The 13,758-nt window shown below is 33.5% G+C and carries 13 protein-coding genes and 1 tRNA gene; 8 read left to right on the forward strand and 6 right to left on the reverse strand.

Translation table 11 applies throughout. The annotated features are described in order from the left end of the window. Positions 1 to 104: 104 nt before the first annotated feature. Together GFJ94_RS05185 and GFJ94_RS05190 are read right to left on the reverse strand one after the other, a co-directional pair. Positions 105 to 956: a ChaN family lipoprotein gene (locus GFJ94_RS05185; protein WP_153200519.1), complete on the reverse strand. Its 852-nt coding sequence runs from the start codon at positions 954 to 956 to the stop codon at positions 105 to 107. A gap of 3 nt (positions 957 to 959) precedes the next feature. Further along, positions 960 to 3,737: a sialidase family protein gene (locus tag GFJ94_RS05190; RefSeq protein ID WP_153200520.1), complete on the reverse strand. Its 2,778-nt coding sequence runs from the start codon at positions 3,735 to 3,737 to the stop codon at positions 960 to 962. Between the two features lie 174 nt (positions 3,738 to 3,911). On the opposite strand from GFJ94_RS05190, the gene rsmI reads away from it, so the two are divergent. The 4 genes from rsmI (at position 3,912) to GFJ94_RS05210 (ending at position 8,524) form a co-directional block, all read left to right on the forward strand. After that, positions 3,912 to 4,589 carry a 16S rRNA (cytidine(1402)-2'-O)-methyltransferase gene (gene rsmI / locus GFJ94_RS05195; protein WP_153200521.1) on the forward strand — a complete coding sequence of 226 codons (678 nt, stop codon included), beginning with the start codon at positions 3,912 to 3,914 and terminating at the stop codon, positions 4,587 to 4,589. A gap of 311 nt (positions 4,590 to 4,900) precedes the next feature. Then, complete coding sequence (locus tag GFJ94_RS05200; protein ID WP_153200522.1) at positions 4,901 to 5,320, forward strand: OsmC family protein; 420 nt, start codon at positions 4,901 to 4,903, stop codon at positions 5,318 to 5,320. Positions 5,321 to 5,498: 178 nt separating this feature from the next. Beyond that, complete coding sequence (gene recJ, locus GFJ94_RS05205; RefSeq protein ID WP_153200523.1) at positions 5,499 to 7,187, forward strand: single-stranded-DNA-specific exonuclease RecJ; 1,689 nt, start codon at positions 5,499 to 5,501, stop codon at positions 7,185 to 7,187. Positions 7,188 to 7,327: 140 nt separating this feature from the next. Then, a complete protein-coding gene (locus tag GFJ94_RS05210) occupies positions 7,328 to 8,524 on the forward strand; it encodes an MFS transporter (RefSeq protein WP_153200696.1) in 1,197 nt (398 codons plus the stop codon). On the opposite strand, the gene GFJ94_RS05215 is transcribed toward GFJ94_RS05210, so the two are convergent. The 3 genes from GFJ94_RS05215 to rbfA all read right to left on the reverse strand — a co-directional run bounded on the left by GFJ94_RS05215 (position 8,521) and on the right by rbfA (position 10,929). Further along, a complete protein-coding gene (locus GFJ94_RS05215) occupies positions 8,521 to 9,261 on the reverse strand; it encodes a UDP-2,3-diacylglucosamine diphosphatase (RefSeq protein ID WP_153200524.1) in 741 nt (246 codons plus the stop codon). The genes GFJ94_RS05210 and GFJ94_RS05215 overlap by 4 nt on opposite strands. Before the next feature lie 74 nt (positions 9,262 to 9,335). Then, complete coding sequence (locus tag GFJ94_RS05220) at positions 9,336 to 10,535, reverse strand: FtsX-like permease family protein (protein ID WP_153200525.1); 1,200 nt, start codon at positions 10,533 to 10,535, stop codon at positions 9,336 to 9,338. Between the two features lies 1 nt (position 10,536). After that, positions 10,537 to 10,929 carry a 30S ribosome-binding factor RbfA gene (gene rbfA, locus GFJ94_RS05225; RefSeq protein WP_153200526.1) on the reverse strand — a complete coding sequence of 131 codons (393 nt, stop codon included), beginning with the start codon at positions 10,927 to 10,929 and terminating at the stop codon, positions 10,537 to 10,539. Between the two features lie 117 nt (positions 10,930 to 11,046). Between rbfA and mce the strand changes: the two genes are divergently transcribed. The 3 genes from mce to GFJ94_RS05240 all read left to right on the forward strand — a co-directional run bounded on the left by mce (position 11,047) and on the right by GFJ94_RS05240 (position 12,004). Continuing rightward, a complete protein-coding gene (gene mce, locus GFJ94_RS05230) occupies positions 11,047 to 11,448 on the forward strand; it encodes a methylmalonyl-CoA epimerase (protein WP_153200527.1) in 402 nt (133 codons plus the stop codon). A gap of 59 nt (positions 11,449 to 11,507) precedes the next feature. Then, positions 11,508 to 11,581, forward strand: a tRNA-Ile gene (locus tag GFJ94_RS05235). 216 nt (positions 11,582 to 11,797) lie between these two features. Beyond that, positions 11,798 to 12,004 carry a hypothetical protein gene (locus GFJ94_RS05240; RefSeq protein WP_162523793.1) on the forward strand — a complete coding sequence of 69 codons (207 nt, stop codon included), beginning with the start codon at positions 11,798 to 11,800 and terminating at the stop codon, positions 12,002 to 12,004. Between the two features lie 10 nt (positions 12,005 to 12,014). Here GFJ94_RS05240 and GFJ94_RS05245 read toward each other — a convergent pair whose 3' ends face one another. Then, positions 12,015 to 12,605: a riboflavin synthase gene (locus GFJ94_RS05245; RefSeq protein WP_153200529.1), complete on the reverse strand. Its 591-nt coding sequence runs from the start codon at positions 12,603 to 12,605 to the stop codon at positions 12,015 to 12,017. 58 nt (positions 12,606 to 12,663) lie between these two features. Between GFJ94_RS05245 and pdxA the strand changes: the two genes are divergently transcribed. Continuing rightward, the gene (pdxA, locus tag GFJ94_RS05250) at positions 12,664 to 13,713 is read left to right on the forward strand and encodes a 4-hydroxythreonine-4-phosphate dehydrogenase PdxA (protein WP_153200530.1); all 1,050 of its coding nucleotides are present in this window, start codon (positions 12,664 to 12,666) and stop codon (positions 13,711 to 13,713) included. The last annotated feature ends 45 nt before the right edge of the window (positions 13,714 to 13,758 follow it).

Consider the following 13,758-nt stretch of genomic DNA (forward strand, 5'->3'; position numbering starts at 1 on the left):
ATCCCTGATTGGAGTGATAGCTCCCGATTCATCGGGACTATAACGGAAAGCAGGAATCCAACATTAAACAAAACCCTAACGTTTGGTTTCAAAATAAGACTATTTTAATACGTTTTTGTTACGTCTTCATCTATAACGAGAATAAAGTCCGCTTTATTGTAATGTTCGGCTTCTAATTTTGTAATATCTTTTTGTTCCACCATGGCAATTGTCACAATTTTTATGCCAGCATCTAACTTTCTTAAATACCAATTGATTCCTTCATAATTATCAGAATGATAGGTGCCGTTGTAATGCACAAAAATGCTGTTTTCTTTTCTGTTTTTATTGATAAAATAAGCCATTGTAGCGTCTTTTATCGCTTGCGCTTTTGGCATTTTCTCACCAGCATGACCGCCTTGCATACTCATCATGCTTTTATAACCTAGTAAATTAATATCAAATGCTATTGGCAACTGAGCAATCCAAGATTTTTCTTGAGCAGAAAGCGAATCCAAAGCCACTAAATCTTTTTTAAATACTAACGAAGCGTATCTTCGAGGCACATTTGTAGCGATAAAATTAATTTTTTTCTCTTTGGCAAAATCAACTAAAGGCTTGTAATCGGTTTTATAATTTTTCCAAAGGCGAGCCGAAGAATCTAATTGTTTTTGATTGATTTTGCCTTTTAGATATTGGTCGAGTTGCTTTTGATTATCAGCTTCAAGCATTTCGGCACCTAAAACTAATGACTTTCTTTGAGCCAAATCTTTTGTAAATTCTAGCTGCAACCAATGGACTAATGAATTGTCGTGAATTTCACCAAATAAAACTACATCAGTCTTTTCGCTGGCTTTCAAAACTTTTTCATAGGACGATTTTTTACCTTTTTTATCAAAAATTTGATAGGCTTTTTTGTCTTGAGCCATAGAAGACATGGATAAAATTATCGCCAAATACAGAATTAGATTTTTCATGTTTTATTTTTTTGGAGCTGAAACTTCAAATGATTTGCTTTCTGATACTTTATCTTTTGAAACTGTCATTTTGTATTTCCCAACAGGCAAATAAAACTTCTTGTTTTCAGCTTCTTTAATTTTGATATTTTTGTCTTTCTTATTCCACTTTTCAGCAACTTCTATTGAAAGCAAATAATCGTATGCAAACGAATTCAATCCTTTTTTAGCTTCCACTTTTTGAGTATGAACTACCGATCCTGCTTCATTCGCAATCGAAACATTCACAATTCCATCAACATTTGAATAAAACCAAATTTCTTGCGAAGGCTCACTTGGTTTTTCCCAAGCGTAATTTTGAGTTCCCCAACGATCTGATTTTGTTCTATCATTCACATTAAATAAATGCAGGTTTTTAGCTAAAACATCTTTAGTTAATTCCTGAACTTTTGATATATCCATTTTATAAATCGAACGACCGTGAGTTCCCACGATTAATTCTTTTGCTTTGGTTTGAATTACCGCATCATGAACTGCAACTTTTGGCATTCCGTTGGAGAAATCTTGCCAAGTTACACCTTTGTCTAACGAAATAAATAAACCATTATCAGTTCCCACATATAAAATATTCTCGTTTGCCGAATCTTCAACAATTACATTCACAGCATTAGTTAATCCGTTTGAAATTGATGTCCAAGTCGCACCAAAATCTTCCGAAACATAAGCGTAGCTTTCAAAAATATCATTTCTATATCCGTTTAAAGTGGCATAAACTCTTTCTTTTTTGTGAGACGAAGCAACAACTCTTGAAACCCAAAAATTTTGTGGTAAATTACCCGAAATCAATTGCCAAGAAACACCACCATCTTTCGAAACATGAATTTTCCCATCATCTGAACCTGTGTAAAGTAATCCAAATTGGAATTTACTTTCTGAAATAGTTGTCAACGTTCCAAAAGCTACATTTCCTTCTTTTGCACCATTGGTTAAATCACCCGAAATTCGTTCCCAAGTTTCGCCTTGATTCATTGACCGGTGTAAAAACTCAGAACCCATATACAAAATATCTTGATTGTGCGATGATAACAAAATCGGCGTTTGCCAATTAAAACGATATGGTTTTTCTCCTTTTGGCGCTTTTGGCGTGATGTAATCAAACTTACCTTCTTTCTGATTGATTTTGTAGTAATTCCCAAATTGATAACCTGTAAAAACTACATCTGGATTACGACTATCAATTTGGATTTGCATACCATCACCACCAATTAACTCTTGATACGGATATTTCCCTTCTTGATGCCAAGCTACATTGTGTGAGTAATTATTAGGTCCAAACCAAACGCCGTTATCTTGCATCCCGCCATAGACATTATAATTTTCTTGATAATCTACATTTACTGCATATAATTGCCCTAATGCTTCATTATTACACTTGATCCAATGTGCTCCGTTGTCATACGAAATATTCACACCACCATCGTTTCCGTTGATAATGTGATTTGGATTTTCGGGATTGACCCAAGTTACATGATGATCAGCGTGCACATTTTCTTTACTAATCATTGCGAAGTTTTTTCCACCATCTTCAGAAAACAATAACGGAACTCCACCAATATAAACACGATTTTGATTTTTCTCATCTACCGAAATGTTCGCGAAATAATATCCGTAGGTATAAAACATATCGTCGATATAATTCTGATTCGCTTTTTTCCAAGATTTTCCGCCATCTTCCGATTTGTAAACTTCGCAACCAATTACTTCGGTTTCAAATAACGCTTTATTTGCATCAGATAAAACGGCTAAAACTTCTTTTGGTTCCATGTTATTATCAGCAACCCAATTTTTAATGTTTTCCGCTCGATATTTATCTCTGAAACCACTTTCTTTCAAAGCAATATTCAGCTCTTTATTCGAGATTTCCATGAAATCAGCTCCCGGAGTTGATAACATTGTGGTCAATTTATTTTTTGAAGCGGTTTTTGGTCGTTTGTTTTGATTGTCCAAAACCGCATAAATCAAGTTTTCATTGAATAGCGTCAAACCAATTCTTCCTATACCTTCATTAGCCGGAAATCCACTTTCTTTTGTAGTGACTAATTTCCAAGACGTTCCACCGTCTTCACTTTTGTAAATGCCCGATTTTTCTCCATCGCCATCAAAATGCCACGCTTTTCTATCTTTTTGCCAAGACGCCGCAAACATGATTTTTGGATTATTTTTCGAAACCGCTAAATCAATAATTCCAGTATCTTCAGCTACAAACAAGGTTTGTTTCCAAGATTTTCCACCATCAGTTGATTTATAAATACCACGTTCTTTATTAGTTGTATATAAATGTCCAACAGCCGCAACTACAATTTCATTCAAATTGCTTGGGTTGACCCAAATTCGACTAATATGATGCGAATCTTTTAATCCTAAATTTTCCCAAGTTTTTCCTTTATCCGAAGATTTCAAAACACCAACTCCAGCATAAGACGAACGCGAAGCATTTACTTCTCCTGTTCCTACCCAAATAGTTCCCGAATTCCAATCTACCGTAACCGAACCACAATTAACAGTTTCTGCCGAATCCATTACAGGCAAAAAAGAAGTTCCGTTATTATTAGTGTACCAAAGTCCGCCTGTAGCATAAGCGACATAAAATTCGGTTGTGTTTTTCGGATTTACTGCCAAATCTACCACACGACCACTCATGATGGTTGGTCCGATATTTTTTGCTTCCACTTGATTAAACAAATCTTTTTGAGCAATTGCAGATTGCACAATCAATAAAAACAGTAGCGTAATTTGCTTCATCTTGATAAAATTTGTTGAAAATTAGCCAAAATATTACGCTTCTACAAAATTTCTATAGTATTTAACAACTTTTCATTTTTATCTTATTAATTTTGAACATAATTAGACTTTTGTAATGTTATTGTAGCTTGTTTCTTAGAGGGTCATTTTTATAGTATTTTTTTTTAAAATTAAATGAGTAAATTATATATCGTTCCAACGCCGATTGGCAATTTAGAAGACATGACTTTTCGTGCGATTAAAGTACTGAAAGAAGTCGATTTAATTTTAGCAGAAGACACGCGAACCAGTGGAAAATTGCTAAAACACTTCGAAATTGCTACGCACATGCACAGCCACCACATGCACAACGAACACAAAACCGTTGAAAATTTGGTCAAGCGATTACAAGCAGGCGAAACCATTGCTCTTATTAGCGATGCAGGAACTCCAGCCATTTCCGACCCAGGTTTTTTGCTTACACGCGCTTGTGTAGAAAATGGAGTAGAAGTAGAATGTTTGCCAGGAGCAACTGCTTTTGTACCCGCTTTGGTGAATAGCGGTTTGCCTAATGATAAATTCGTTTTCGAAGGATTTTTACCCGATAAAAAAGGAAGACAGACCCGATTTTTAGCCTTACAAGAAGAATATCGCACGATGATTTTCTATGTTTCGCCACACAAATTAAACAAAACCTTAGCCGAATTTGTCCAATATTTCGGAACCGACAGACCTGTTTCGGTTTCTAGGGAATTATCAAAATTACACGAAGAAACCGTAAGAGGAACTGCTGAAGAAGTTTTAAAGCACTTTGAAGCTAAACCAGCTAAAGGAGAAATTGTTGTGGTTGTGGGAGGGAAGAGTTTGAAGTAAAATATTTAGTTATGACTTATCAAAAATTAAACACAAATAATATTTTAATTAAAGTTAATAACGGATTGATTATTTTGTTGTTTTTTTTAGTTCTAAGAGTTTTTTTAATTTATAAACAAACACAATTTAATTTAACGAATCCATTAATTCCAAAAGACTTAGTTTGTGAGGTTTTTAATTCTTACGTTGATGGCGGAATTTTTCTTTTACTTGGATTGTTTTTGGGTTATATCTTAAAATCATTTAATCTAAATTTTATATCTTTTTTGGTTTCTTTATTGTCATTATCTCTTTACATAATATTTTTTTAAATGGAAACACACAACATAACCACCACCTGGAAAGGTAAAATGCAATTTGAGTCCACTAACCCTAGTGGCGATGTCATTTCTATTGATGCCGGTCCTGAAAATGGAGGCGAAGGAAAAGGCTTGCGTCCAAAAGCGTTGATGTTATCTGCTTTAGCGGGTTGCACAGGTTTAGACGTTGCTTCTTTAATGGGAAAAATGAAGTTAGAAGTAGCTGATTTCAAAATTGAAACTTCAGGCGAATTAACCGAAGAACATCCTAAAATCTATCGCACAGTAAAAGTTGATTACCATTTTTACGGCAACAATTTAGACGAGAAAAAGCTAGAAAAAGCGGTGAATTTATCCGTAGAAAAATATTGTGGCGTGATGGAAATGTTTCGTCAATTTGCAAAAGTTGAGGTAGCGATTTTTTATCATTAACAATAAATTTTTGCCACGGATTTCACAGATTTTCACGGATTTAATCCTTATAATCAATGCAATCTGTGGCTGAAATAAAAAATATTTATACCTTTGCCATTCAATAATATAAGCCAAAATAACAGAATTCAAAACTAGCATTCTGAATTCTAATTTCTAAATTCTAATTTTTAAAACTATGCGTTGGAATCCAAAATCTAAGCCAAATCCAGAAAAAGTACAAGCCATTCAGCAAGCACTTCAAGTCGATGAAATTATTGCGACACTTTTAGTTCAACGAGGAATCGAAACCTTCGAACAAGCCAAAACCTTTTTCCGTCCCACTTTAGCCGATTTGCACAATCCGTATCTGATGAAAGATATGGACAAAGCCGTTGCTCGAATTGAAAAAGCCATTGCGAACAACGAAAATATCTTAGTTTTCGGTGATTACGATGTCGATGGAACAACTGCGGTTTCTTTAGTTTCGAGTTATTTACGTAGTTTTTATCCGAATGTGGCGACCTATATTCCCGATAGATACGCAGAAGGTTATGGCATTTCCTATATGGGGATTGATTATGCTGAAGACAACGATATTTCCTTAATTATTGCGTTGGATTGTGGTATCAAATCGATTGACCATGTCAATTACGCCAAAGCAAAAAACATTGATTTTATTATTTGCGACCATCACCGACCAGGCAATATTTTGCCCGATGCGGTTGCAGTTTTAGATCCAAAACGAGAAGATTGTTCGTATCCGTATGATGAATTATGCGGTTGCGGTGTCGGATTTAAATTGATTCAGGCTTTAGCCGAAAATCGAAACCAAACCATTGAAGATTTAGTGGAATATTTAGATTTAGTTGCTACTGCGATTGCGGCTGATATTGTTTCGATTACGGGTGAGAATAGAGTGTTGGCAAAATTTGGTTTGGAAGTGATTAATTCGAATCCACGACCAGGAATAAAAGCCTTGATTCAAAATGTAAAGAAAAAAGTCTTGACGATTACGGATGTAGTTTTTATCGTAGCACCAAGAATCAACGCTGCTGGAAGAATCAAACATGGAAATGAAGCGGTAGCTTTATTAACCGAATACGATTTAGACCAAGCGGAGCAATTCGCCTCCGAAATCGAGCAACATAATTCCGATAGAAAAGAATTAGACAAACAAATTACGAAAGAAGCCTTACTTCAAATCGAAGAAAACAACGAGCAAAACCGATTTTCAACTGTCGTATATCAAGAAAATTGGCATAAAGGCGTTATCGGAATTGTGGCTTCTCGATTGGTAGAAAATTACTATCGCCCGACGATTGTTTTTACGAAAAGTGGCGAAAAATTAGCCGCTTCGGCGCGTTCAGTAAAAGATTTTGATGTGTATAATGCGTTGGAAGCTTGTGCGGAACACTTGGAGCAATTTGGTGGTCACATGTATGCCGCTGGAATGACGCTTTTAGAAGAGAACTACGAAAATTTCAAAAATGCTTTCGAAAAAGTCGTGCAAGAAACCATTCATCCCGATTTATTGACACCAGAAATTTCATACGATGCCGAAATCGAATTGTCCGAAATCAATCCGAAATTAATGCGCTTATTGAAGCAATTTGAACCTTTCGGACCCGAAAATATGACACCTTTATTTTTAGCGAAAGGAGTAACCGATTCAGGTTATGCAAAAGCATTAGGTTCTGATAACGAACATTTGAAAGCATTTGTAAAACAAGAAAATTCGGAAAGTTTTGGAGCGATAGGTTTTGGATTGGGAAATAAATTAGACTTGGTTACCAACAAAAATAAATTTGATGCAATTTTCTCTTTGGAAGAAAATGAATGGAAAGATACTGTAACTTTGCAACTGCAATTGCGCGATATTAGATAAAGTATTCAGTGTTCAGTATCGAGTGTTCAGTTTGTTCAGTTTTTTTGTAAAATTTAATAATTAGTTCATTCGTGGCATCAAAACCCAAAAAAGACCCATTTTCATCTTTACGAATTCCCGAATTTCGCTGGTTTTTAGCCATGCGCTTGTTTATTGTATTGGCTTGGTCGATGCAATTTGTATTGATTGAATGGGAAGTGTATCGCATCACAAAAGATCCATTATCATTAGGATTAATTGGTTTAATGGAAATTATTCCTGCAATAAGTATGGCATTGTTTGCCGGACACATTGTGGATCAAAATGAGAAGAAAGGTTTGTTAATCAAATGTTTTTCTGGATTGGCAACAATTAGTGCTTTGTTGTGTTTGTTGGTGCATCCGAATTTCATTGATTCTTTTTCAAAAGACACCATATTATACGGAATTTACGCTCTAGTTTTTGTGGGCGGAATTATTCGTGCGTTTTTAATTCCCTCAATTTTTAGTTTATTGGGATTGATTATTCCTAAAAAAGAACAACCAAATGCGGCGACATGGAGTAGTTCTACTTGGCAAGTGGCGGCTGTAATCGGACCAGCTTTGGCGGGATTTGCAATTGGTTGGGTTGGTGTTTTTTGGTCATTGGTTTTTGTGGTTTTTTGTGTGATAATGGCTTTAATAGTGCTAACACAAATTGAAAGAAAGCCGATTTTAAATCCAAAAATTGGCGAACCTATTTTTAAGAGTTTGAAAGAAGGATTGTCGTTTGTTTTTCATTCGAAACCTATTTTGAATGCAATTTCGCTTGATATGTTTGCAGTTTTATTCGGTGGAGCCGTTGCATTGTTACCGATTTTTGCTCAAGATATTTTAAAAGTGGGTTCGGAAGGATTTGGAATTTTAAGAGCAGCTCCAGCTATCGGCGGATTGCTTACAATGCTAATTGCGACATCGATTCCATTACATCAAAAAGCTGGTAAAAAGTTATTGTTGGCTGTTTTTGGATTTGGAATTTGTATAATTGTTTTTGGATTGTCGACCAACTTTTGGTTGTCAGTTGTTGCCTTGTTTTTAAGTGGCGTTACCGATGGAATTTCAGTAGTTATTCGTCAAACTATTCTACAAATTTACACGCCTGACCATATGCGAGGACGTGTGTCTTCTGTGAATTCTATTTTCGTGGGTTCGTCTAACGAATTAGGAGCTTTTGAAAGTGGTTTAGCTTCCAAAATCATGGGAGTTGTTCCAGCAGTTGTTTTTGGTGGTATGATGACATTAGGAATTGTGGGAGTTACCGCAGTAGCTTCGCCAAAATTCAGAGAATTAGATATCGAAAAAGATTTGGAAACAATTTAATTTTCAAATTTTTTCAGTTCCATTTTTTCTCCATCGAAAACACCATAAGTGAAATAACCAATCCAATCACCCAAGTTTACATATTTAGAATTTTCAGTCAATTCAATTTCCAATGGTAAATGGCGGTGACCAAAAACGAAGAAATTATATTCTTTAGTTTCTAATTTTCGTTTGCAATATTGTACTAACCATTCATTGTCTTCGCCTAAATATTTTACATCTTCTACGCCTGAAATTAGTTTGTTTTTTACCGATAAATATTGGGCTAATTTCACACCAATATCGGGATGTAACCAACGAAATAACCATTTTGAAAATGGATTTGTGAAAACTTTTTTCATTCGTTTGTAACCCATATCACCAGGTCCTTTTCCGTCACCATGGCCAATTAAAAAGGTTTTACCATTAAACGTAAATTCTTGATTGTCGTGATAAACCGGAATGTTTAATTCTTTTTGAAAATAATCGCCCATCCATAAGTCGTGATTTCCTACAAAAAAATAGATTGGAATGCCTGAATCTTTAATTTCGGCTAATTTCCCCAAAACTCTTACAAATCCTTTTGGAACAACGGTTTTGTATTCGAACCAAAAATCGAATAAATCACCCAATAAGAAAATCGCATCAGCATCTTGTTTAACAGCATCAAGCCATTGAATGAATTTTTGTTCCCTTGGGAAACTTAATTCTGGTGTTGGTGCGCCAAAGTGCTGATCGGATGCAAAATATACTTTCAATTTCTTTGATTTTTTACAAACCTACGTATTTTTCGTAAATTATAGTAATGCTTATTTTAAAAAGCGAAAGATCTTTATTTAAATAATTTTTTATTGACAGTTCCCGAAGCAATCCATGAAGAAATTAAACCGAGTATAACAATAGTCATAATTACAATTGCCATGTTTTGCCACTCAAAAAGAACAGGATAGGGCATGGTAGGAGTAATCATAATAAATGAAAAATGTTGTTGAAGCAGAATTATTCCTATTGCTAATCCTAAACCAATAATCAAACCAAATAAGGTAATAATTATCCCTTGAGTAAAAAATATAGTACGAATTGATGTTTGTGCAACGCCAATATTGTATAATGTTTTAAGATTTTCTCTCTTGTCAATAATAATCATTACAATTGCTCCTGCTAGGCAAAAAAGTGTGAGTATAACAACTAGTGTGCTAAATAAGTAAATGAATAAGTTTTCAGATTGTAGCATTTTGTAGAGCGAGTCATTAAGCTGTGCTCTGTTTTTTATTTTGATAGTTTTGCCAAAAATTGAAGTTAGTTCTTCTCTAACTTGATTTTCCTTGGCTGTTGGTTTTAATTTGATTTCAAGATTAGTAATTTCATTGTTTTTTAAGCCTAAAAAGTTTTGGGCCAAATCAATAGAACAAAACACATATTTACCATCTAATTCCTCGTTTACAGAGTAAATTCCAGTAGGAAATAATAAAACTTTATTAAAAGCTTCATTCGGATTTTCAATATTCCCTTTTCCAGGTTTTGGAGCATAAGCTTCTAAGCCGTTAGAATAATCAAATAAACCTAAACCTAATTTTCTACTTATATCAGCCCCAAAAACTACGTTTTCAGAATTATTTTCAAACCATTCTCCAGCGTACAAATGATTATTAAAATGGGTTACTTGAATAAAATTATTGTCTACTCCTTTTATGTGTGCTACTAATTCTTTGCTGTTATACATGAAATAAACACGTTCTTCGATAATTTTACTAAAGGAAGCAATATTGTTGCTCTTTTGAAGTAATTCTTCTTGTTTTGGGTTAACCAAAAATGTTTTACCGGTTGTAGTTTCAATTCGTAAATCAGGATCAGAAACATTAGCGAAATTTAAACTAAATTCTTTTAATCCACTAAATACCGATAAAAAAACGAAAAGCGCCATAGTACTAGCTATAATTCCAACAGAAGCAATTCCAGTGATAATGTTAATTGCTTTGTTTTTACTGAAACTTACAGCATATCGTTTGGCTATGTAAAAGGAAAGGTTCAAATTAGGATTTCTTTCTTTTTTCTATTAAATCTGGATTCTCAATAGGATTTTCATCGCCAGTTAAGGCTTTGTCAATTTTTTCAATGTAATCTAAACTATCATCAATATAGAAAATCAAATTCGGAACTTTTCGCAATTGATTTTTTACACGTTGAGCTAAATCGTGTTTAATAAGAGGAGCATTACTTTTAATTGCTGTTAAAATTTCTGTCGCTTTCTCTGTAGGGAATACACTTAAATGCACTTTTGCAATTGATAAATCAGAGGTTACATTAACTTTTGAAACCGATATTACTAAATTGTTAATGTTATTTTTACGGATTTCCCCTTGCAAAATCGAAACCAAGTCGTTTTGCAAAAGTGCTCCTATTTTTTTTTGTCTATTTGTTTCCATGATGCAAAAATACATAAAAATTAATCAAGGCGTATTTTTTTGGAACTATATATAAATGCCTTTACTTCTTGCTTGGTCGTTTTTTGTTAACTTTGTTCGCGATTAAAATTAAATAAAATGAGAAAAATTGAACATATAGGTATTGCGGTAAATAGTTTAAAAGTGTCTAATGCTTTGTTTGAAAAATTATTTGGACAACCACCATATAAAGAAGAAGAGGTAGCTAGTGAAGGAGTTAAGACTTCTTTTTTTATGAATGGACCAAATAAAATAGAATTGTTAGAAGCAACTAATCCAGAAAGTCCAATTGCTAAATTTATAGAAAAGAAAGGAGAAGGAATCCATCACATCGCTTTTGATGTAAATAATATTAATGAAGAAATTATTCGTTTAAAAAAAGAAGGTTTTGTGGTTTTGAATGAGATTCCTAAGAAAGGTGCTGATAATAAATTGGTTGCGTTTTTACATCCAAAAGGCACTAATGGTGTGCTAATAGAGCTTTGCCAAGAAATAAAATAAAGTTTTAAAAAAGATTTGGTTGCCATTAAAATTAGTGTTAATATTGCAACTTCAATATTGGTCCTATAGCTCAGTTGGTTAGAGCACCTGACTCATAATCAGGTGGTCCCTGGTTCGAGCCCAGGTGGGACCACTTTTATTGAAATAAATTATGTTAAAAATTCTTACAAATTTTAAATTTTAAGTTTTTTTTAAGTTTTTTTTCAAAAATAGCTTGTAAAGTATAAAAATATTTATATTTTCGTGTTTTCTAATTATGTTATGTTTAATATTAACATATTATTAAATTACTATTTTTTTTAGTTTAAGAAAGAAGTAAATTATACTTTTGCGCCCAATGAGATTAATTATGAATAGAATTATAACAATTTTAGTAGTACTTTTAAGTGTACAAGGTGTTTTTGCTGCAGGTCCAACAGATCCACCACCGCCAACACCACCACCGCCACCTGGTTTACCATTAGATGGGGGTTTGCTTATACTATTTGTTTTGGCATTGGTTTCTGGTTATTGTTTATCAAAAAAATATATATCTACAAAAAAAGGCTCTTTATAAGAGCCTTTTTTTATTTTCTTAATTCGTTTAAACGACTGACATATTTACCAATTACATCAAATTCTAAATTTACTTTCGTTCCAATTTTAAAAGTATTAAAATTTGTATGTTTAAATGTGTAGGGTATAATGGCTACACTAAAGTTGTTTAATCCTGAATTCACAACGGTCAAACTTGTTCCGTTCACCGTAATCGAACCTTTTTCAATGGTAATATTGTTTAAAGTGGCATCATATTCAAACGTAAAAACCCAACTTCCGTTTGCTTCCTTAATATTAGTGCAAGTTCCAGTTTGGTCAACATGTCCTTGAACAATGTGTCCGTCTAATCTGTCTCCAAGTTTCATCGCTCGTTCTAAGTTTACAATATCGCCTGTTTTCCAATTTCCAATAGAAGTTTTGTCAATTGTTTCTTTAATCGCAGTTATCGTGTAGTTTTTGTTTTCAATTTTTACCACTGTTAAACAAATGCCATTATGAGCCACACTTTGATCGATTTTTAATTCGTGAGTAATTTCTGATTCTACTGTTAAGTGCAGGTTTTCCTGATCTTTTTCGATTTCTTTTATAATTCCGAGCGTTTCTATAATTCCGGTAAACATAACTGATTTAATTTTACTAAATTTGCACATCAAAAGTAAGCAATAAATCACATTTGTCATGGTTAAAAAAGCAGAAAATATAATTGTTGGAATTTCAATTGGAGATTTAAATGGTATTGGAAGCGAGGTTATTTTAAAAACATTTGAAGATACTCGAATGTTAGAATTGTGTACGCCTGTAATTTTTGCTAATGTAAAAATTGTCTCTTTCATAAAGAAAGAATTAAAGTTAGATGTCGCTATTCATGGAATTGATAAATTAGAGCAATTAGTTGTTGGAAAAATTAATGTATTGAACGTTTGGCGTGAAGGTGTAAATTTAGAATTCGGAAAAAATGATGATGTTGTTGGAAGTTATGCTATAAAATCTTTTGTATCGGCTACTAAAGCACTGAAAGAAGGTTTGGTTGATGTATTGGTAACTGCACCTATTAATAAGTATAACATTCAATCAGAAGAATTTAAATTTCCAGGCCATACGGATTATTTAGATAAAGAATTAGAAGGCGATGCTTTAATGTTAATGGTGCATGATGATTTACGTGTTGGGTTGCTTACTGATCACGTTCCAGTAAATGAAGTAGCAAAACATTTGAATGAAAAATTAATTTTGGGTAAAATTAAAACCATCATTCAAACCTTAAAACAAGATTTTGAAATTGAAAAACCAAAAGTGGCTGTTTTAGGACTAAATCCACATTCTGGAGATAATGGCGTAATTGGTCAAGAGGAAGAAAAAATAATAAAACCAGCATTAAAAAAATTATTTGAAGCGGGAAATATGGTTTTCGGACCTTTTCCAGCGGACGGATTTTTTGGTTCGGCACAATATGAAAAATACGATGCGGTTATTGCAACGTATCATGATCAAGGATTAATTCCTTTTAAAACGTTGTCTTTTGGTAACGGAGTGAATTATACGGCTGGACTAAATAAAATTAGAACTTCTCCCGATCACGGGACTGCATATGAAATTGCAGGTAAAGGAGTTGCTAATCACGAGTCATTTAAAGAGGCCGTTTATTTAGCAATTGATATTTATAACAAAAGAAATGACTATCAAGAGCTGATTAAAAACCCTTTAAAAACAAAAGAAAAACAGTTATAAACAAAAAAATGTTCACAACTGGTTTGAATTTATAAATATTTTATA

The organism is Flavobacterium sp. LMO8 (assembly GCF_009495755.1).
In the GTDB taxonomy this organism is placed as follows: Bacteria; Bacteroidota; Bacteroidia; order Flavobacteriales; family Flavobacteriaceae; genus Flavobacterium.

What these genes read in the sequence shown, in the direction of transcription:
- pdxA (WP_153200530.1), top strand. Translation starts at nt 12,664, where the DNA reads ATGGTTAAAAAAGCAGAAAATATAATTGTTGGAATTTCAATTGGAGAT.
- mce (WP_153200527.1), top strand. Translation starts at nt 11,047, where the DNA reads ATGAGAAAAATTGAACATATAGGTATTGCGGTAAATAGTTTAAAAGTG.
- GFJ94_RS05240 (WP_162523793.1), top strand. Translation starts at nt 11,798, where the DNA reads ATGAATAGAATTATAACAATTTTAGTAGTACTTTTAAGTGTACAAGGT.
- GFJ94_RS05210 (WP_153200696.1), top strand. Translation starts at nt 7,328, where the DNA reads ATGCGCTTGTTTATTGTATTGGCTTGGTCGATGCAATTTGTATTGATT.
- GFJ94_RS05245 (WP_153200529.1), bottom strand. Translation starts at nt 12,605, where the DNA reads ATGTTTACCGGAATTATAGAAACGCTCGGAATTATAAAAGAAATCGAA.
- rbfA (WP_153200526.1), bottom strand. Translation starts at nt 10,929, where the DNA reads ATGGAAACAAATAGACAAAAAAAAATAGGAGCACTTTTGCAAAACGAC.
- GFJ94_RS05185 (WP_153200519.1), bottom strand. Translation starts at nt 956, where the DNA reads ATGAAAAATCTAATTCTGTATTTGGCGATAATTTTATCCATGTCTTCT.
- recJ (WP_153200523.1), top strand. Translation starts at nt 5,499, where the DNA reads ATGCGTTGGAATCCAAAATCTAAGCCAAATCCAGAAAAAGTACAAGCC.
- GFJ94_RS05200 (WP_153200522.1), top strand. Translation starts at nt 4,901, where the DNA reads ATGGAAACACACAACATAACCACCACCTGGAAAGGTAAAATGCAATTT.
- GFJ94_RS05190 (WP_153200520.1), bottom strand. Translation starts at nt 3,737, where the DNA reads ATGAAGCAAATTACGCTACTGTTTTTATTGATTGTGCAATCTGCAATT.
- rsmI (WP_153200521.1), top strand. Translation starts at nt 3,912, where the DNA reads ATGAGTAAATTATATATCGTTCCAACGCCGATTGGCAATTTAGAAGAC.